This window comes from Hylemonella gracilis str. Niagara R, assembly GCF_000600295.1.
GTDB lineage: Bacteria > Pseudomonadota > Gammaproteobacteria > Burkholderiales > Burkholderiaceae_C > Hylemonella > Hylemonella gracilis_A.
On sequence record NZ_JEMG01000001.1, the window covers coordinates 2,599,135 to 2,618,276 of the forward strand.

The following is a 19,142-nucleotide window of genomic DNA, read 5'->3' on the forward strand; positions in this document are numbered from 1 at the left end:
ATTTCAGGCATTGCTGGCTGAAATGCCCCAACGCGCCAAGGCCTCGTCGTCGCTCACGCGTGCGTCTACCCAGCGGGCACCCTGCGGCGTGGTCTCTTTCTTCCAAAACGGCGCCTGGGTCTTGAGGTAGTCCATCAAGAACTCGCAGGCCTGGAAACTCTGCCCCCGGTGCGCCGAAGTAACGGCCACCAGCACGATCTGGTCCAGGGGCTGCAGCAGGCCCACGCGGTGGATCACGCGGGCTGCGTAAATGTCAAAGCGTCGCTGCGCTTCGTCGATCATGCCTTCGATGGCCTGCTCGGTCATGCCGGGGTAATGCTCGAGTTCCATCGCGCTGACCAGGTCTGTGCCGAGCGCGGCTCCGCCATTCCTGTCGCGCACGGTCCCGATGAAGCTGCAGACCGCGCCCACGCGGGCGTCGCGCGCGCGCAAGGCCGCGATCTCGGTCGCCACGTTGAAGTCGCAGGTCTGGATGGAAACACGTGCTGCACTCATGCCCGGATTGTGGCACCGCTATACTGGCGCGCATGTCCATGCACTGCATCCCGCTTGCACAAGCCGCTTTCCCGGGCTGGCGATTGCGTGCCGCCTGCGTGGACAAAAAAACCAAACCCCTGCTCATCTGACCGGAGCTGTGGTTCCGTCGTCGGATGCGCGACGGAACCGCCCTCCTGTTTGCTCCCCGGCATTTCGCGCGATTTCGACGACGGTTGTTGTGACCGGTCGCTTGAAAGGACTTCGCGTGCCCACTGCCATTTCCAACACTATCGTCGGCGCCCAAGCCGACACCTGCTCCGGCCCGAGGGTCGGCAACTCGCCCGACACCACGCCCGCTAGCCGACGCCGCTACGCTGGCCTCTGGATTCCCCTGGTAACGCCATTTCGCGATGGCGGGCTCGACCTGCCCGCACTGAGCCAGCTGGTCGGCCACTTGCGCGAACAAGGGGTGCGCGGCTTCGTGGCCTGTGGCTCCACCGGCGAAGCCGCGGCGCTCGACGCAGACGAACAACTTGCGGTGCTGGACACGGCACTGGATGCAGCCCAGGGCCTGCCCGTGATCATGGGCGTGAGCGGCTACCACCTGCCCAAGCTGCGCGACTGGATTCGCCTGTTGGCCTCACGCCCGCTGGCGGGCCTGCTCACGCCCGCGCCGATGTACGTGCGGCCCGCGCAAGCCGGACTGCTGGACTGGTTCCAGGCCCTGGCCGACAGCAGCGCGGCACCGCTGATCGTCTACGACATTCCCTACCGCACCGGCGCCCTGATCAGCGCGGACACCCTGCTGACTCTGGCCGCGCACCCCAATATCCAGGCGATCAAGGACTGCGGGGGCGATGTCGGCAAGACCCTGGCCCTGATCGACGATGGCCGTCTCGAGGTGTTGGTGGGTGAGGACCTGCAGTTCTACGCCACCCTGGCCCAGGGTGGCGCGGGCGCCATCACAGCCAGCGCCCACCTGCACACGGCGCGTTTCGTCACGCTGATGCATCAGATCGCGCAGGGCCGGCTGGACGTGGCCCGCACTGACTGGCTGCGCCTGGTGCCGCTCATTCAAGCCTTGTTCGCGGAACCCAACCCTGGCCCGCTGAAGGCGGCACTGGCCGGGCAAGGCCGCATGCGCGAGGAACTGCGCGCGCCCATGACGCCCGTCACCCCCGCGCTGCGGGAGCGACTGCGGATCTGGATGGACCAGACTTGAACCGAGGGCAAACGCGCCGGCGAAGCAGTGCACCGAGTCGCACTGCACCTCAAGGGTCTGCGTGTCCAGGTGCTTGGTTTTGGGTGATCAACCGCCCGTCACGGGCGGGAAGAAGGCCACCTCGCAACCCTCGCGCAGGGCGGCTTCCTCGCCGCTCATGCGCTGGTCCAGCGCGGCGCGCACGGCGCGGTTCTTACCATCCTGGGTTCGGGCCAGGGCCTGGGCATGGACGCCTCCGCGCGCGATCAGTTCGTCGCGCAGGCCGCCCACGGTGCTGGCAGCCGTTTCCAGGCTCTCTTCGCCCACACCCAGGGCCTCGCGGATGGAGGCGAAATACTTGATCTTGACTTTCATGATGTCCCCTTGCCCATGCGGCGTCCGACTCAGGCCAAGAACTCGGAGAAAGAGATGAAGCGCACCGGATCACCTCGGGCAATGCACCGCTCGGGCGGGTTGTCCACCAGGCCATCGCCCCATGCCACCGAGGTCAGCACACCCGAACCCTGTTGGGGGTGCAAGTCCACGCCCCCTGCCGCGTTGCGGCGCGCCCGCAGGAATTCACGGCGCTTCTCGGCCCGTGCCCATTCGAAATGGGCGGGCAAAGTTACGGCGGTCGGGGCCAGGGCCGGCTCAGGCACGCCCTGCAAGCGCAGCAGGAAGGGCCGCACCAGCAGCAGAAAGGTCACATAGCTCGACACGGGGTTGCCCGGCAGGCCGATGAAGTGGGCCTGGCCTTGCCCCGTGCGCAGCCTACCGTAGGCGAAAGGTTTGCCGGGCTTGATGGCGATTTGCCAGAGGTCCAGCGTGCCCAGGGCCAACACGGCCGGTTTCACATGGTCTTCCTCACCCACGGACACGCCGCCACTGCTGAGGATGAGGTCATGGCCTTCGGCGGCTTGACGCAAGGCGTTGATGGTGGCTTCACGCTGGTCGGGCACGATGCCGCAGTCCGTCACCACGCAGCCCAGTCGCTGCAGCAGCGCGCGCAGGAAGAAGCGGTTGGAGTTGTAGATCGCCCCAGGCGGCAACTGCGCGGGCGCCACCGTGCCAGGCATCACGAGTTCGTCCCCCGTGGAAAAAAGCGCCACGCGTGGGCGTCGCGCCACGGGCAGGCGGCTCAAGCCGATGCTGGCCGCCAGGCCCAGCGCGGCGGGATTCAAGCGCGTGCCCTGCGGCAGCACGGTAGCCCCCAGGCGCACGTCCTCGCCCGCGCGGCGCACGTTTTGGCCGAGCCTGGGCATGATGTTCACGCGCACCAGCCCGTCCTCCAGCGCCTGGCAATCCTCTTGCATCACGACCGTGTCCGCACCCGGCGGCAATTGTGCGCCGGTGAAGATGCGGGCGGCCTCGCCCGAGGCCAGCGGCAGGTCGGCCACCGTACCTGCGGGAATGCGTTGGCCCACGCGCAAGGTGATGCCAGCAGACGACAGATCGGCACAGCGCATGGCATAACCGTCCATGGCGCTGTTGTCGTGGGGCGGGACCTGCAGGTCCGACACGAGGTCGCGCGCCAGCACGCGGCCATCGGCCTCGAAGGTGTCGACGGCGTCGTGGCCCTGCAGCGGCTGCGCCAGCACGAGCAGTTCCGCCAGGACCTTGTCCAGGGTCTTGAGGGGTGGGCGGGCGGTGTTCATCCGGCTATTGTCTTTCAGCCGAGGTGGTTGTCGGGCTGGTATGCGAATCGGCTGGCGTGCGCAAGCAGCCAGTCGGCCACGGCCTTAGGTAAATTCAAATCCAGCAAGTCCAGGCCAGTGGGCGTGGGCAAGCGGTTGGCGTCGTCGGTGGCAATGGCCACGACGTAGGGATCGTGGGGATAGCAGACGGGATGCGCCGTGTCTGCGCGCCACACCTCGACCTTGGGCAGGTCGCTGTGGCGAAAACCCTCCACCAGAACCCAATCCACGACCGGGCTCAGTTCGGCCAGCAAATGGTGTACCTGGGGCTCGTGCTCGCGCTCGTACTCGCGCATCAGGGCGAAACGCCGGTCCGAGGCCACCAGCACCTCGAAGGCACCGGCCTGACGATGCCGCCAGCTGTCCTTGCCCGGATGATCAACGTCGAAGCGGTGGTGGGCATGTTTGAGGACCGACACCCGCAGGCCGTGTGCCTTGAGCGCGGGGATCAGTTGCTCCACCAGCGTGGTCTTGCCCGCGCCGGAGTAACCCGCGAAACCGACCACGTTCATGCCATCAAGTCCTTCGCATCCCAAATGCCCAACGCACTTCGGACACGGCGGCAGCGCTGTCGCTCCCACCCGGCCCTGCGAGGTCTTCAGGCCACATGCCGCACGATGTAGTCCTTGACGGCCTGCACGTCCTTGTCCAGCACCGTCACGCGCTTGGGCAGTTGCTCAATGCCCTCGAACTTGGCAGGACGTTCCGGTTCACGTCCCAGGGCTTCGACGATGGTGTCGGCGAACTTGATGGGCAAGGCCGTCTCCAGCACGATCATGGGCTGGCCTGCTACGCGATATTGGCGAGCAACTTTGACACCATCGGCCGTGTGCGGATCGATCATCAGCCCATGCTGCTCCCAGCTATCGTGGATGGTGCGCAGGCGGTCGGCATGGGTGCTTTTGCCGCTCTCGAAGCCGTACTTCGTTTTCGCCGCAGGGAAAGCGGGGTCCTCGCTCAAATCGAAGGCCCCCGTCTTGTTCAGCTGCTCACCGAACAATGCTTTGATTTTCGCGCCATCGCGACCCAGCAGGTCGAAGATGAAGCGCTCGAAGTTGGAGGCTTTGGAAATATCCATCGAGGGGCTGGACGTCTCGTGCGTGTCGGCGCTGCCGCGCACGCGGTAGACGCCGGTGCGGAAGAACTCGTCGAGCACATCGTTTTCGTTGGTGGCCACCACCAGCTTCGCGATGGGCAAACCCATCATGCGCGCCACATGGCCCGCGCAGACATTGCCGAAATTGCCGCTGGGCACGGTGAAGCTCACCTTTTCCGACTCATTCTTCGTTGCCTGGAAGTAGCCGGCAAAGTAATACACCACCTGGGCCAGCAAACGCGCCCAATTGATCGAGTTCACCGTGCCGATCTTGTACTTGCGCTTGAATTCCAGGTCGTTACTGACCGCCTTGACGATGTCCTGGCAATCGTCGAACACGCCCTGGACGGCCAAGTTGTGAATGTTCGCGTCCTGCAGACTGAACATCTGAGCCTGCTGGAAGGGGCTCATGCGCCCGTGCGGGCTGGTCATGAACACGTTCACGCCCTTCTTGCCGCGCATGGCGTACTCGGCGGCGCTGCCGGTGTCGCCGCTGGTCGCGCCCAGGATGTTCAGTTGCTCGCCCCGCCCCCCGTTCCTGCGCGCGAGTTCGTACTCGAACAGATTGCCCAGGAGTTGCATGGCCATGTCCTTGAAGGCCAGCGTGGGCCCATTGGACAAGGCCTCGAGCCACAAACCGTCCTCGACGTGGCGCAGCGGCACGATCTCGCCCGTGCCGAAGACCTCGGCGGTGTAGGTCTTGCGGCAAATGGCGCGCAGGTCCTCGGCGGGAATGTCGTCGATGTAGAGCGTGAGAATCTCAAACGCGAGATCGGCGTAACCCTGGGGGCTGCGGTGGTAGAGGTCGCGCCAATGCGCCAGCGTGACCGCGTCCACCCGTGGATAGGTCTCGGGCAGGTAGAGTCCGCCATCGGGCGCCAGGCCTTCGAGCAGGATCTCGCAAAAGCGCTTGTCCGCCAGTTCCCCGCGCGTGCTGAGGTACTTCATCAGGTCAGTTCCTCCTTGCGGATGCGCACGATGGGCGCCAGCACGGTTGGCAAGGCCTGGAGCTTGGCAAGCACCTCGTTCATGGTGCCTTCGCGGGCCTCGTGCGTGAGGATGATCAGGTCGGTCTGCGGCACAGCCGGCGCGTCCTCCGCACCGGACACAGCACCGCCGACCTCGTCGGCCTCACGCTGCAGCAGCGCGTCGATGCTGATGTCCGCATCAGCCAGGATGCGCGTGACCTGGGCCAGCACGCCAGCCCGATCGGCCACGCGCAAGCGCAGGTAGTAGCTGGTCACGACCTCGCTCATGGGCAGCACCGGCAGATTGCTCAGGGCGTCCGGCTGGAAGGCCAGGTAAGGCACATGGTGCTGCGGGTCGGCGGCGTGCAGGCGCACGATATCGACCAAGTCAGCCACCACCGCGCTGGCCGTGGGCTCCGCGCCCGCGCCCTTGCCGTAATACAAGGTAGTGCCCACTGCGTCGCCATTGACCACGACGGCATTCATCGCGCCCTCGACATTGGCGATCAGGCGCTTGGCGGGGATCAGGGTGGGGTGCACGCGCAACTCAACGCCACCGACAGGCTTGCCAGACGCGTCCTGGTGCGCGGTGCGTTTGCTGATGCCCAGCAGCTTGATGCGATAACCGAGTTGTTCCGCGTAGCGGATGTCCTGCGCCGCGAGCTGGGTGATGCCTTCGGTGTAGGCCTTGTCGAACTGCACGGGAATACCGTAGGCGATGGCCGCCATGATGGTGGCCTTGTGCGCGGCATCGATGCCCTCGATGTCGAAAGTCGGGTCAGCCTCGGCGTAACCCAGGCGCTGCGCTTCCTTCAGCACCACGTCGAAATCCAGCCCCTTGTCGCGCATCTCGGAGAGGATGAAGTTGGTCGTGCCGTTGATGATGCCAGCGATCCATTGGATGCGGTTGGCCGACAGCCCTTCGCGCAAGGCCTTGATGATGGGAATGCCACCAGCGACCGCGGCCTCGAAGGCCACGATCACGCCCTGGGCGCGGGCCGCCGCGAAAATCTCCGCGCCGTGCACGGCCAGCAGGGCCTTGTTGGCAGTGACTACATGCTTGCCGGCCGCGATGGCTTCCAGCACCAGGGTCCGGGCCGTATCGTAGCCACCGATGAGCTCGACCACGATGTCGATCTCGGGGTCGCGGATGATCTCGCGCGCATCGGCCGTGACCTTGATATTCGCGCCAGCCGGCGTGGCCATGACGATGGATTTCGCCCTTTCCAGATTGCGCGCCGCCACGGCGCGGATCTCGATGACCGTGCCCGAGCGGCGGCGGATTTCCTCCTGGTTGCGCTGCAGCACCTGGAAAACGCCGGCACCGACCGTGCCGATGCCCAGCAGACCTACTTGGATAGCTTTCATGTGAACCCGTGGAATCGAAAAAAGTGCGACGCGAAGCGCTTCAGGCCGTGCCGTGACGGCGGCGCCAGTCCTCGAGGAACTTCGCCAGGCGGCCAATGGCTTCGCGCAGGTCGTCCTCGTGCGGCAAGAAAACGATGCGGAAATGCTGGTTGTCGGGGTAGTTGAAGCCCGAGCCCTGGACCAGCATCACGCGCGTGGCGCGGAGCACTTCCATGAAGAACTGCCGGTCGTCCTCGATCGGGTACAGCACCGGATCAAGCCGGGGGAACATGTACAGCGCGGCTTTGGGCTTGACACAGCTGACACCGGGAATCGCTGTGATCAGCTCGTAGGCCAGATCACGCTGACGACGCAGGCGCCCGCCCTCCTTCACCAGATCCTGGATGCTTTGGTAACCGCCCAGCGCGGTCTGGATCGCGTACTGGCCGGGGACGTTGGAACCCAACTTGATGTTGGCCAACATGTTCAGGCCTTCGATGTAGTCCTTGGCCGCCGCCTTGTCGCCCGAGACCACCATCCAGCCTGCGCGGTAACCGCAGGCGCGGTAGGCCTTGGACAGCGAGTTGAAAGTCAGAGTCAGCACATCCGTGGACAGGCTGGCCAGCGCCGTGTGTTGCACACCGTCATACAGCACCTTGTCATACACCTCGTCGGCCATCAGCACCAGGCCGTGCTCTCGCGCGATTTGCACCAAGCCCTGCAGCAACTCCAGGCTATAGAGCGCGCCCGTGGGGTTGTTCGGGTTGATCACCACCAACCCCTTGGTACGGGGCGTGATCTTGCGACGGATGTCGTCCAGGTTGGGCATCCAGCCGTTGGCCTCATCGCAGAGGTAATGCACGGGCTTGCCACCCGACAGGCTGGCCACTGCCGTCCACAAAGGGTAGTCTGGCGCCGGCACCAGCAGCTCGTCGCCGTCGTCCAACAATGCATTGGTCGCCATCGTGATCAGGTCGCTCGCGCCGTTACCCAGGTAGATATCGTCCAGCGTGACGCCAGCGATGCCCTGCTGCTGCGTGTAGTGCATGACCGCCTTGCGCGCGGCGAAGATGCCTTTGCTGTCCGAATATCCCGCCGAATTGGGCAGGTTGCGAATCATGTCCTGCTGGATTTCCTCCGGCGCGTCGAAGCCAAACGGCGCGAGGTTGCCGATGTTCAGCTTGATGATCTTCTGGCCCTCGTCCTCCATCTGCTTGGCCGCGTCCACGATGGGGCCGCGCACGTCATAAAGCACATTGGCCAGCTTGGCCGACTTCCGGTGGAGACGTTGACTCATGGCTGCGAGAATGACCTTGTAGAGGGAAATGGCGAGACGAAACCTATAATTTGACCACAGTTCCCCCCGGCTTTCGGCAGCGAAAGTCGCCGCGCCCCATGAAACTCCACGCCGACTCGTCCACCACGCAAACCATCCGCGGTCACGGCCCGGGCTGGATCACCGTGGAGTCCGCTGGCCAGATGAGCCGCCATACCCATAGCCTGGTGATCGGTTCGCGTGGTCTGTGCCGGCCGTGGAACGATCCCACGGACATCGGCCGTTTCGAGGATCTGCAGGCGGCGCATTTCGCTTGGCTGGCAGAGGCCGAAGCCAGCCATCCCGAGCTGGTCCTTTTTGGCAGCGGCTTGCGATTGCGCTTTCCACGCCCCCCGTGGCTGCGCGTCCTGGCGGATCTGGGCATCGGCGTGGAAACCATGGACACGGCGGCGGCTTGCCGCACCTATAACATCCTCGCGGGTGAAGGACGGCATGTCGTGGCCGCCCTGCTGCTGGAATCCGGGCAGCCCCCCGCCGGCACCACGAAATGAGCTGACCAACCAGCTGGTCATCCTGCGCACATTCGCACGCTCATGACCGCGCTCCGAACGAGCAATACCCGTTGGCAGTCTGGCGGTCGGTGTTTCGGAGTAAAATAGCGCCTTCGAGCCGGGCTATCCCACGCTATTCATGCCGCACTCGTCGCACGCGGCGAGCCGCCGCTTGATGGCCCCTTCCGGCCTCCGCCAACGACATTTGCTGTCACACACGACAAGAGTAAGAGACCCATGGCGATTGTTGTCAACAAACCCCTTCCGGAATTCGAAGCCAACGCCACCGGCGGCACCAAGGTCACCAACACCTCGCACATCGGTCAGACGCTGGTGCTGTATTTCTACCCCAAGGACAACACCCCGGGCTGCACCACCGAGGCCATGCAGTTCCGCGACAAGTACAAGGATTTCGTCAAGGCTGGCGCCGTGGTGTTCGGCGTCTCGCGCGACAACATGAAATCGCACGACGATTTCAAGACCAAGCTCGAGTTGCCTTTTGAGCTGATCGCCGACACCGAAGAGAAAATGTGCCACATGTTCGGCGTGGTCAAGAACAAGATCATGTACGGCAAGAAGGTCAAGGGCATCGAGCGCAGCACTTTCCTGATCGGGCCGGATGGCCTGCTCAAGCAGGAGTGGCGTGGCCTGAAGGTGCCCGGCCATGTGGACGAGGTGCTCAAGGTCGCCAAGGCCCTGAAAAAGAAGCCTGCCACCGAGAAAGCCAGCCCCGAGGCGACCGCCTGACCTCCCGGCCCACCCGTCTGTTGTACGTGATTTGATGCTTCGAAGCAACGCCCCAGGGTTTACATCCGCGCCAATCCTGCATAGCATGAGCCCATGCTGACGCAGATCGCATCCGACTCGTCCTCTCCACCAAGCCGCCCGGGCTTTCAAGTCGGGCGGCTTTTTTGTTGCTGATCCATGCCCCTGCCTCCTGCACCGACCAAACGCGCCACCCTGCTCTCCCCAGAAGCTTTTGACGCCCCCGCGCGGGGTAAACCGCGAGGCAATCGGAAAACGACCTCGACACTGGATGACGTGGAACGCTCGGACAAACTGGCCCGTGATCTGATCGAAGACGGTGGTGGTGACACCAAGTCCGCCGCCACTACTGCAACAACTGCGCTGCGGTCGCCCGCGACGAATACAAGTGTTCCCGCGCATCCGCTGCTTTCAGTGGTCCGCAACGATTCCAAGCCCCGCGCCCGCAAGAACGGCAGAACCGCCACCGGACCGCGCAAGCTCTTCGTGCTCGACACCAATGTCCTGTTGCACGACCCCATGTGCCTGTTCCGTTTTGAGGAACACGACATCTTCCTGCCCATGATCGTGCTAGAGGAACTCGATGGTCACAAAAAGGGCATGACCGAGGTGGCGCGCAATGCCCGGCAGACCAGCCGCACACTCGACGCGCTGGCAGGCGCGCAGGACGCCGACATCGCCTCCGGCCTCAAGCTGGACAGCACCGGCCACCTGGAAGCCGGCGGCAAGCTCTTCTTCCAGACTCAGCCGCTCAACTACGAGTTGCCAACCAGCTTGCCGCAGGGCAAGGCGGACAACCAGATCCTTGGCGTCGTGGAGGCGCTGCGTCAGCTCCATGCACCGCGTGAAGTCGTGCTGGTGTCCAAGGACATCAACATGCGGGTCAAGGCCCGCGCCCTGAGCCTGGCGACCGACGATTACCAGAACGACAAGACGCTGGAAGACGGTGACCTGCTCTATGCTGGCACGCTGGCCCTGCCGCCCGACTTCTGGACCACCGAAGGCCAGAGCGTGGAAAGCTGGCAGCAGGGCCAGCATACCTTCTACCGCATCGCCGGTCCGCTGGTGCCCAGCCTGCTGATCAACCAGTTCGTCTACTTCGAGGCGCCCGGCGAACCCAGCCTCTACGCCCGCGTGACCGAAATCCGCGGCAAGACGGCGGTGCTCAAGACCTTGAAGGATTACACCCATCTCAAGAACGCGGTCTGGGGCATCACCACGCGCAACCGCGAACAGAATTTCGCGATGAACCTGCTGATGGACCCGGAGGTGGATTTCGTCACCCTCACCGGCACGGCGGGCACCGGCAAAACCCTGATGGCCCTGGCCGCTGGCCTGACCCAGGTGCTCGACGACCGACGCTACAGCGAAATCATCGTCACCCGCGCCACCGTCAGCGTGGGCGAGGACATCGGCTTCCTGCCCGGCACCGAGGAGGAAAAAATGGGACCGTGGATGGGCGCGCTGGACGATAACCTCGAAGTGCTGTCCAAGACCGACACGGGCGCGGGCGAATGGGGCCGCGCCGCCACCGCTGACCTGATCCGCAGCCGCATCAAGATCAAGAGCATGAACTTCATGCGCGGGCGCACCTTCATGAACAAGTACCTGATCATCGACGAGGCGCAGAACCTGACCCCGAAGCAGATGAAGACGTTGATCACCCGCGCGGGCCCAGGCACCAAGATCATCTGCATGGGCAATCTGGCGCAGATCGACACGCCCTACCTGACCGAAGGCTCCTCGGGCCTGACCTTCGTGGTCGACAAGTTCAAGGACTGGCCCCACAGCGGGCACATCACCCTGGCGCGCGGGGAACGCTCACGCCTGGCCGATTTCGCGAGCGAAGTGCTCTGAAAACCTGACACCGTGCGCCGACCCGCACGCACGCGGGGCCGGCTGTGGGATCAGAAATCCCCGTTGCCGTAATTGCTGGCCAGGCTTTCGAAGCGCGTCAGATTCTTCAGGAAGGCCAGCTTCACCGTGCCGGTGGGGCCGTTACGTTGTTTGCCGATGATGACCTCGGCCACACCCGGCTCCTTGCTGTCCTTGTTGTAGTAGTCATCGCGGTAGATGAACATGATCACGTCCGCATCCTGCTCGATGGCGCCGGACTCGCGCAGGTCACTCATCATCGGGCGCTTGTCGGTGCGGCTCTCGACCGCACGCGACAGCTGCGACAGGGCAATCACGGGGCACTGCAACTCCTTGGCCAGCATCTTCAGGCCACGCGACATCTCGCCCAGCTCGGTGGCGCGGTTGTCCTCGCTACCGCCCGAACCGCTCATGATCTGCAGGTAGTCGACCACGATCAGGCCCAGCTTGCCGCATTGGCGCGCTAGGCGCCGCGCGCTGGCGCGCAGTTCGCTGATGGTCAGACCCGCCGTCTCGTCGATGTGCAGCGAGATGTTGCGCAGCTTCTCGATCGCCTCGGTCAGGCGCGGCCATTCCTCGTCGGTGAGTTTGCCCGTGCGCAGGTGCCCCTGGTCAATGCGGCCGATCGAACCGACCACGCGCACCGCCAGTTGAGCGGCGCCCATTTCCATCGAGAACACGGCCACCGGCAGGCCTTCATGGAGCGCGATGTGCTCGGCCATGTTGATGGCCAAGCTGGTCTTGCCCATGCTGGGACGGGCCGCCAGCACGATCAGGTCCCCGGCCTGCAAGCCGCTGGTCATGCGGTCCAAGTCGTAGAAACCGGAAGGCACGCCGGTGATGTCGCTGGGGTTGTCGGCCATCTCCTGCACGCGATCCAGCAGGTCCACCACCAGACTGTCCATGCCGATGAAGCCGCGCTTCATGCGCGAGCCTTCCTCGCCGATATTCAGGATTTTCTGCTCGGATTCGTCCAGAATCTCGGCCACCGGCCGACCTTGAGGATTGAAGGCGGAGGTCGCGATCTCGTCGCTCACGGCGACCAGCTTGCGCAGGATGGCGCGCTCGCGCACGATCTCCGCGTAACGGCGGATGTTGCCGGCGCTCGGCACATACTGGGCCAGGGCATTCAGATAGGCGAGCCCGCCGGTCTCCTCCGCCTTGCCCTGGCTTTGCAGGTGGTCGAACACCGTGATCACGTCGGCCGGACGGCTGGCATTGATCAGCCCCGCCATGGCGGCGTAGATCAGTCGGTGTTCGTAGCGGTAAAAGTCCCCTTCGGTGAGCAGGTCCCCCACGCGGTCCCAGGCCGCGTTGTCCAGCAGCAGGCCGCCCAGCACACTGGACTCGGCCTCGATGCTGTGCGGTGGCACGCGCAGCACGGCGACTTGCCGGTCGGGAGAGGGCAAATCGTCGTTCACGGAGGTCAGGACAGCGGACATAGGCGGTGATTCCAGAGCGGGTACATGCTACGCAGTGCGCGCGCGCAGGTCAAAACAAGCGGTGCATAGCCCTGTTGACACCCCTGTGGATAAGAGGTGCCTATCCCGGGGAAACCACGGGAAGGGAATAAAAAAACCGCCCGACCCTCGCGGGTCGAACGGTCGGACGGCTTGCCCTGCGAGGCCAGCCGAGTGTTCAGTGATCAGGCCGTCTCGCCGTAGACGGAGACGTTGATTTCCACCACCACGTCCGTGTGCAGCGCCACGCTCACCGTGCTGTCGCCCACAGTCTTGATCGGACCGGCGGGCATGCGCACCTGGGCCTTGCTGACTGCGTAGCCTTGCTTGCCCAGCTCTTCGGCGATGTCGTAATTGGTGACGGAACCGAACAATCGGCCGTCCACGCCAGCCTTTTGCGTCAGCTTGACCGTCGTGCCAGCCAGCTTTTCGCCCAGGGCCTGGGACTCAGCGAGCTTGGCGGCGGCGGCTTTTTCAAGCTCGGCGCGGCGGGCCTCGAAATCACGCTTGGCGGCCTCGGTGGCGCGACGGGCGCGGCCAGCGGGGATCAGGAAATTGCGTGCGTAGCCGTCCTTGACCTTGACGATCTCACCGAGATTGCCGAGGTTGACGACCTTGTCGAGCAGAATGATTTGCATGTTCTTACTCCTCAGATCTTGTGCTGGTCGGTGTAGGGCAGCAGCGCCAGGAAGCGCGCGCGCTTGATGGCCGTGTTCAGCTGGCGCTGGTAGATCGCGCGGGTGCCGGTCAGGCGCGCCGGGATGATCTTGCCGTTCTCGGCGATGAAGTCACGCAGCACGTCGATGTCCTTGTAGTCGATTTCCTCGACACCAGCGACGGTGAAACGGCAGAAACGCTTGCGCTTGAACAGCAGCGACTGGGTGTTGCGCTTCGGACGCTTGTCCTTGTTGAATTTCTTGAACGTGGCCATGGTGGGCACTTCCTGTTGAATCGGTTGATGGTTCTGGATGGAATGGATGCTCGAGGCATGCTCAGGCGCCAAACTCCTGGATATGAAACACCAGACTCCTGCCCTGCCTCGGGGACGCCAGGAAGCCTTGAAACTTCCACCGGCTGCCGATGGCCTGCTGGGCCAGACGCTCAGCCAAGACGCCAAAGGCCACGGCCTTGACGCTGGCGCCCACCTGTCTGTCTTGTCCCGCTTCCTGCACGCGGCTTTCGTGTTCGAGCCGCAGGTCCAGGGCAGGCAAACCAGCCGGGGTGTAGCGCAGAGCGGCAAGCTCCGCGATCACGGCGACCAGTGACAAGTGATTGGCGTTGTCGGAATTCACTCCTGAAAAATCGCGCCCAGGGGCGGGAATCAGGCCTGCGCTTCAGCGGCTTGCTGAACCTTGCGGGCTTCCTCGCGCTCGACCGCCTTCATCATGGCGGACGGCCCGGTCTCTGCCTTCTTCTTGACCACCGTCAGGTGGCGCAGCACTGCATCGCTGAACTTGAAGGCGTGCTCCAGCTCTTCCATCACGGCACGATCGGCCTCGATGTTCAGGCACAGGTAGTGGGCCTTGGCAAGCTTGTTGATCAGGTAGGTCATCTGGCGACGACCCCAGTCTTCCACGCGGTGGACCTTGCCGCCGCCGGTGGTGACCATGCCCTTGTAACGCTCGAGCATGGCGGGAACCTGCTCGCTCTGATCCGGATGGATCATGAGGATGATTTCATAGTGACGCATGTAGACTCCTTGTGGATACGGCACCGCAGGTCTTCATACCTGACCCTTGCGTCCGGGCAAGAAACCAGGACAGGGACTAAGCACGCGACGCGCAAGTGGCGCTGGGTTGCAGCCGCCCCCGGCGTCAAGACGAGGTGCGGCAAGGGGAAAGCCCGCGATTATAGCCCAGATGGGCTAGCTCAGGCCCTGGCAATCCAACGCTGCTGCTCGGCCAGGCGTTCCACGTCGGCCCAGCAGCCACATTGGGTGGCCAATCGAGGCCAGATACGCAGCAAGAGCTCGCATTCGGCCAAGGTGTCGGCCGCAGCCTGATGGCGCACGGCGCAGCCAATGTTGAAATGTGCCAGCCATTCGTCCAGCGAACGCGCGCGCACCTGCTCATGCGTCACGGCGCACAGGGGTTCGAGGTCCACCCAGCGATTGGGCAAACCCTGGGGAAAGGTAGACCTCAGATGCAATTTCATGTGTCGGGTGATCAGGGCGCGGTCGAAGGCAGCGTGGAAGGCCAGCAAAGGCGAATGCCCCACGAAGTCCGCCAGCGCCGCCAGGGCCTGCTCCGGCGCCATGCCCTCGCGCTGACGCTGTACGCCGATACCATGCAGCAGGATGTTGTCCTTGGCCTCGGTCAATTGATCCTGCCTGAGCACCACCTCGAAGCTGTCACCCAGGGCAATGGCAATGCGCCGCGAGGACCAATCCACCTGCAAGGCGATGGCCGCGACTGCGAGCAGGCGGTCACGCCGCGGATCGAGGCCACTGGTCTCCACATCCAGCATGACCCAGCGGGTTTCGTCCAAGCTGGTAACCGAGTTGCCCGCCAGACGACGCAGCCACGCGCACCAGCCCTCTCTCCAGACACGCTGCCCCGTCATCGCACTCACCTCGCGTAATCCAGCGCCATGCGCTGCTGCAGGCCGCGCGCGACACGGAAGGCTTCCTTGAGGATGCGACGATCGATGTCGTTCAGGCTGTTCAGCGCGATCCGGTTGGGATGCGTTTGATCGGCCCCGCCCTGCAGCTGGATTTGCAGGCGCAGCATCTGCAAAAACTCAAAACCCCGCACCCAGGCCTCGTACTCACCCGCCGCCACGCCCAGCAACGGCCCCACGCCGAGCAGGCGCTCGCGCGTGGAGGTGACCTCCAGACCTTGCGCCAAGGTGTACAGGCGGGCGGCGTCCACGAAGATGGCCGCGCCCTGGAGTTTGAGGTCGATGAAACCACCATCGTCCGCCGCGATGCCACCCATCCAATTCAAGGGCGGCTGACGCTCCAGGGCGTTCAAGGCCAGCTGTTTCAGGAAGCGCGGCGAAGCCCGCGCCGCCTTGCCCACCTCCGCGCGCAAGGCACGGGCCAGGGCCATATCGCCCGTCAGGGCGCGAAAGTCAAAATAGATGCTGGCATTGAGCAGGTCCTCGGGCGCGCCCTGCCCGATCCAGCGCGCGAAACGCGCACGCCATTCACCGAGACGGAGGCAGCAGACCGGGTTGCCGGCCATGATGCCGCCTTTGCACAAGGGGTACCCACAGGCGTCGAGTGCCAGATTGACCTCGCGCGCGAAGGCCAGCACGGCCTCGCGTTCAGAACTGCTGATATCGTCATGCAGGATCAAGGCGTTGTCTTGGTCCGTCGCGATGGTCTGCTCGCTGCGCCCCTCGGACCCCAAGGCCAACCAGCAGACGCGGTCGAGGGACACGCCATGCGCGCGGGCAACCAGCTCCAGCAAGCGTTGGGTCAGCACATCGTTGAGGTGGCTGATCAAGGCGGTCAACTGGCGTGCCTGCACCCCTTGGCTCACCAGATTGCGCGCGAAGCGGCGAATGTCCTGGGCCACCAGCTTGAGCGTGGCCAGGTCCACCGCGTTGCGGATGGACGCACTGACCTGCTGCAGGCTGAGCCGCTGCAGGGCGAACAGGTCCCTCTCGGACACGATCCCGACCAACACACCGTCACGCGTCACGGGCACATGGCGGATGCCATGGCGACTCATCAGCAGCGCTGCGTCCTCGGCCGTGTGCTCATGGGTCAAGGCGTGCACGGGCGTCACCATCACGTCACCGATCGGTGTGTCCAGCGCTACCCCGGGCAGGGTCACGCGGTCCAGTACGTCCATGCGCGAGAGAATGCCCCGGGGCTCGCCCTGGTCCCCGCGCACCAGCATGGAGCCTACGCGGCGACGCTGCATCTCGCCCAAGGCCTCGCGCAACGGCGTCTCAGGGCTGCAACTGAGGGGCGGGCTGTGCATCAACTCGCACAACGGGGTCTCCAGGGATTGCTCGGCCAAGGCCTGAGAGGCATAAGCCACTTGCAGCGCCTGGCGCGAAAGGTCGAGGAACTTGAGCACGCGCCGGTTAAGGAAGTCCGCGAAGGGCGGACTGCGTTGGGCCAGCACACGCATCTGCGCCACCGGCAAAGCCAGCACGAACACATCGCTGCTCGCGGTGTAGGTGGCGGTCACGGCGCGGCCGGCCAAGGCCGCACTGGTCGGAAACAGATCACCCGCCTCGTACTCGAAGGCGCCACCCTCGATCTCAGCCAGCCCGCGCTTGCCACTCACCGCGCCCTGGCGGATGTAAAACAAGGACGAGACCACGCCATGATCAGGCGCCACGAGCACCTCGCCGGGCGCGTAGTACTGCTGGCGCGCGTTCGCGAGGAATACATCCAGGTCGGCGGCCGCCATTTCCGAGAACGGCGTGAAACGCGCCAGTTCCTGGCGCAGATTGCCCAACAGACTGCCCGACGGCACCTGCACCTGCGCGCCGGCCGGCACTTCCGATGGGTCCGTGGACGGGAACGATGCAGCGCTCGGACACATCATCAAACTCCTTCATGGCGAAAAAAAAGCCCGGCCCTAACGGGACCGGGCTTGCTGCAGGTCAGCGCCGGCAAGCCGGCGCCCAACCATGCATCCCTGACTCAAGCGTTCTTGAGATCGGGGTAGCGCACATGCTCCACGAGCTCTTGCGTCTCCTGCGAGGGCTTGCCCGTCAGCAGGCTGACGATGATGATCACCGCGAAGCCCACCGGCACGCCGAACAGACCGGCCGAGATCGGCTGGATGCCCCACCAGAGTTCAATCGGGCTGGTGACGCCGAAGACGCCGCGCAGCCAGGGCTGGGTGGTCACCATGTAGTAGAAGGTGATGCCCAGGCCCGCGATCATGCCCAGCGAAGCTCCCCACTTGTTGGCGCGCTTCCAGAAGATGCCGAGCACCAGGGCCGGGAAGAAGGCCGCCGCCGCGAAGGAGAAGGCCGCCGACACCAGGAACAGGATGTCCGCCGGCTTCTGCGCCGCGACAAAAGCCGCGCACAAGGCCACGACCAGCAGCAGCACCTTGGAGATGGTGACGCGGCGGGTGGTCGAGGCGTTCGGATCGATCATCTTGTAGTAGAGGTCGTGGCTCAGCGCGTTGGCGATGGTCAGCAGCAAGCCGTCAGCCGTGGACAGCGCCGCAGCCAGACCACCCGCGGCCACCATGCCCGAGATCACGTAGGGCAGACCACCGATGGCGGGCGTGGCCAGCACGATGATGTCGCCGCCGATGCGCATTTCACCCAGTTGGAAGATGCCGTCCTTGTTGACGTCGGCCACCGACAGCAGGCTCGGGTCCACCGCAGTCCAGGCCGCGATCCAGTCAGGCAGCTGATTGAACGGGGTTCCCACCAGCACGTTGAAGACCTCGAATTTCACCAGCACGGCCAGGGCCGGCGCCGTGAAGTACAGCAGGAAGATGAAGAACAGGGACCAGCCTACCGACTTGCGCGCATCCCGCACCGAGGGCACGGTGTAGTAGCGCATCAAGATGTGAGGCAACGCGGCCGTACCCACCATCAAGCAGAAGATGAGGGCCAGGAAGTTGCGCCGTGAGGTGTCGAAGGCGGTCTGCTCGGCGGGCGTGCCATCCGGGTTGCCGCTGTAGATCTGTGCGTGAGGGGGCATGCCGGCCAGGGGTTTGGCGCGCGCAAGGTTGGCGTTGCGCGCCGCAGTCCAGGCCTTGATGGCGTCGGCCTCGGTCTGAGGCACTGCCGCCAGGGCCTTCTCTGCCGCAGCGATGTCCGCAGCCGGCGCATTGGCCGCCTTCAGTTCAGCGATCTTGGCCTGGGCCGCAGCACGGTCAGCCGCCAGCGCGGCGGGCACGTCCTTGAGCTTGGCGTCCAGCGCGTCGGCGTTGGCCTTGAAGATCGCGATGACTTCCTGCTCCTTCGGATCGGCGATCAGGCGCTTCTCGGCTTCGGTGACCTTCTCCAGCTGGTAACCATAGACCAGTTGGGGAATCGGCACGCCGGTCTGCTTGACGCTCAGCCAGATCACGGGAATCAAGTAGGCGATGATCAGGATGATGTACTGCGCCACCTGCGTCCAGGTCACGGCACGCATGCCACCCAGGAAGGAGCAGACCAGGATGCCACCCAGACCCACGAAAATCCCGATCTCGAAGGCCAGGCCGGACAAACGCGCGGTGATCAGGCCGACGCCATAGATCTGCGCCACCACGTAGGTGAAGGAACAGAGAATGGCGGCCACGATGCCGATGAAACGCGGCAGATTGCCTTCGTAGCGGGCTCCCAGAAAGTCAGGGATGGTGAACTGGCCGAACTTGCGCAGATAAGGCGCCAGGAACAGCGCGACCAGGCAGTAGCCGCCGGTCCAGCCCATGATGAAGGCCAACCCGCCGTAGCCAGTCAGGTAGAGCGTACCCGCCATGCCGATGAAGGAAGCCGCGCTCATCCAGTCGGCACCGG

At 64.4% G+C, this 19,142-nt stretch carries 19 protein-coding genes; 4 read left to right on the plus strand and 15 right to left on the minus strand.

Features of this window, described 5'->3' with window-relative positions; translation table 11 throughout:
• Positions 1-3: 3 nt before the first annotated feature.
• Positions 4-495, minus strand: coding sequence for a molybdenum cofactor biosynthesis protein MoaE (locus AZ34_RS11980; RefSeq protein ID WP_035608329.1), 492 nt, complete (start codon positions 493-495; stop codon positions 4-6).
• 247 nt (positions 496-742) lie between these two features.
• Between AZ34_RS11980 and dapA the strand changes: the two genes are divergently transcribed.
• A complete protein-coding gene (gene dapA, locus AZ34_RS11985) occupies positions 743-1,699 on the plus strand; it encodes a 4-hydroxy-tetrahydrodipicolinate synthase (protein WP_419670213.1) in 957 nt (318 codons plus the stop codon).
• Positions 1,700-1,786: 87 nt separating this feature from the next.
• On the opposite strand, the gene AZ34_RS11990 is transcribed toward dapA, so the two are convergent.
• The 6 genes from AZ34_RS11990 to AZ34_RS12015 form a co-directional block, all read right to left on the minus strand.
• Positions 1,787-2,053 (minus strand): MoaD/ThiS family protein, encoded by a 267-nt coding sequence (locus tag AZ34_RS11990; protein ID WP_035608332.1) that lies wholly within the window; start codon positions 2,051-2,053, stop codon positions 1,787-1,789.
• Between the two features lie 29 nt (positions 2,054-2,082).
• A complete protein-coding gene (glp, locus tag AZ34_RS11995; RefSeq protein WP_035608334.1) occupies positions 2,083-3,333 on the minus strand; it encodes a gephyrin-like molybdotransferase Glp in 1,251 nt (416 codons plus the stop codon).
• A 14-nt stretch (positions 3,334-3,347) separates the two neighbouring features.
• Positions 3,348-3,884, minus strand: a complete 537-nt coding sequence (mobB, locus tag AZ34_RS12000; RefSeq protein ID WP_035608336.1) for a molybdopterin-guanine dinucleotide biosynthesis protein B — start codon at positions 3,882-3,884, stop codon at positions 3,348-3,350.
• 86 nt (positions 3,885-3,970) lie between these two features.
• Positions 3,971-5,416: a threonine synthase gene (gene thrC, locus AZ34_RS12005; protein ID WP_035608339.1), complete on the minus strand. Its 1,446-nt coding sequence runs from the start codon at positions 5,414-5,416 to the stop codon at positions 3,971-3,973.
• The gene (locus AZ34_RS12010) at positions 5,416-6,804 is read right to left on the minus strand and encodes a homoserine dehydrogenase (protein ID WP_035608341.1); all 1,389 of its coding nucleotides are present in this window, start codon (positions 6,802-6,804) and stop codon (positions 5,416-5,418) included. Before AZ34_RS12010 ends, thrC begins: the two co-directional genes overlap by 1 nt.
• Before the next feature lie 40 nt (positions 6,805-6,844).
• The gene (locus tag AZ34_RS12015) at positions 6,845-8,080 is read right to left on the minus strand and encodes a pyridoxal phosphate-dependent aminotransferase (protein WP_035608344.1); all 1,236 of its coding nucleotides are present in this window, start codon (positions 8,078-8,080) and stop codon (positions 6,845-6,847) included.
• 98 nt (positions 8,081-8,178) lie between these two features.
• On the opposite strand from AZ34_RS12015, the gene AZ34_RS12020 reads away from it, so the two are divergent.
• The 3 genes from AZ34_RS12020 (at position 8,179) to AZ34_RS12030 (ending at position 11,232) form a co-directional block, all read left to right on the plus strand.
• Positions 8,179-8,610, plus strand: coding sequence for an Mth938-like domain-containing protein (locus AZ34_RS12020; protein ID WP_035608347.1), 432 nt, complete (start codon positions 8,179-8,181; stop codon positions 8,608-8,610).
• Positions 8,611-8,847: 237 nt separating this feature from the next.
• Positions 8,848-9,357, plus strand: a complete 510-nt coding sequence (locus tag AZ34_RS12025) for a peroxiredoxin (protein ID WP_035608350.1) — start codon at positions 8,848-8,850, stop codon at positions 9,355-9,357.
• 177 nt (positions 9,358-9,534) lie between these two features.
• Positions 9,535-11,232: a PhoH family protein gene (locus tag AZ34_RS12030; RefSeq protein ID WP_035608352.1), complete on the plus strand. Its 1,698-nt coding sequence runs from the start codon at positions 9,535-9,537 to the stop codon at positions 11,230-11,232.
• 50 nt (positions 11,233-11,282) lie between these two features.
• On the opposite strand, the gene dnaB is transcribed toward AZ34_RS12030, so the two are convergent.
• The 8 genes from dnaB to AZ34_RS12070 form a co-directional block, all read right to left on the minus strand.
• Positions 11,283-12,692 (minus strand): replicative DNA helicase, encoded by a 1,410-nt coding sequence (gene dnaB / locus AZ34_RS12035; RefSeq protein ID WP_035608354.1) that lies wholly within the window; start codon positions 12,690-12,692, stop codon positions 11,283-11,285.
• A 203-nt stretch (positions 12,693-12,895) separates the two neighbouring features.
• A complete protein-coding gene (gene rplI / locus AZ34_RS12040) occupies positions 12,896-13,348 on the minus strand; it encodes a 50S ribosomal protein L9 (protein WP_035608356.1) in 453 nt (150 codons plus the stop codon).
• Between the two features lie 11 nt (positions 13,349-13,359).
• A complete protein-coding gene (gene rpsR / locus AZ34_RS12045) occupies positions 13,360-13,641 on the minus strand; it encodes a 30S ribosomal protein S18 (RefSeq protein WP_035611616.1) in 282 nt (93 codons plus the stop codon).
• A 61-nt stretch (positions 13,642-13,702) separates the two neighbouring features.
• A complete protein-coding gene (priB, locus tag AZ34_RS12050; protein ID WP_035608360.1) occupies positions 13,703-14,002 on the minus strand; it encodes a primosomal replication protein N in 300 nt (99 codons plus the stop codon).
• A gap of 29 nt (positions 14,003-14,031) precedes the next feature.
• Positions 14,032-14,400 (minus strand): 30S ribosomal protein S6, encoded by a 369-nt coding sequence (gene rpsF / locus AZ34_RS12055; RefSeq protein ID WP_035608362.1) that lies wholly within the window; start codon positions 14,398-14,400, stop codon positions 14,032-14,034.
• Positions 14,401-14,579: 179 nt separating this feature from the next.
• On the minus strand, positions 14,580-15,272 hold the full coding sequence (locus tag AZ34_RS12060) for a PolC-type DNA polymerase III (RefSeq protein ID WP_081767194.1): 693 nt from the start codon (positions 15,270-15,272) through the stop codon (positions 14,580-14,582).
• Positions 15,273-15,277: 5 nt separating this feature from the next.
• Positions 15,278-17,215: a DUF294 nucleotidyltransferase-like domain-containing protein gene (locus AZ34_RS12065; protein ID WP_155831882.1), complete on the minus strand. Its 1,938-nt coding sequence runs from the start codon at positions 17,213-17,215 to the stop codon at positions 15,278-15,280.
• A gap of 101 nt (positions 17,216-17,316) precedes the next feature.
• Positions 17,317-19,142 (minus strand): sodium:solute symporter family protein (locus tag AZ34_RS12070; protein WP_035608367.1); only part of this gene is annotated, 1,826 nt, incomplete at its 5' end.